Source organism: Rhodoplanes roseus (assembly GCF_003258865.1).
Lineage (GTDB): Bacteria > Pseudomonadota > Alphaproteobacteria > Rhizobiales > Xanthobacteraceae > Rhodoplanes > Rhodoplanes roseus.
On record NZ_NPEX01000935.1, the window covers coordinates 1 to 248 of the forward strand.

Consider the following 248-nt stretch of genomic DNA (forward strand, 5'->3'; position numbering starts at 1 on the left):
GAGCCAGGTGGATGCCGCATTCGGTCTTGTCGCGCCCACGCCAGCGCCCTGCCCGCTCATCCTCACCGGGCTTGATGCGCGACGTGCACGGCATGCAGCCGATCGAGGGATAGCCTTCCGCTACCAGCGGATGGCGCGGCAGGTCGAAACGCTCGAAATAGGCGCGGATATCCTGAGGCCCCCAGCTGGCGAGCGGATTGACCTTGAGCCTGGGTCCGTCGATCTCGAAGGCGGGCATACGCGCCCGG

Annotated in this window: 1 protein-coding gene; it reads right to left on the reverse strand. The window is 67.3% G+C overall.

What is annotated here, in order from left to right:
• Positions 1-248 (reverse strand): phosphoadenosine phosphosulfate reductase domain-containing protein (locus CH341_RS33075; protein ID WP_170149924.1); only part of this gene is annotated, 248 nt, incomplete at both ends.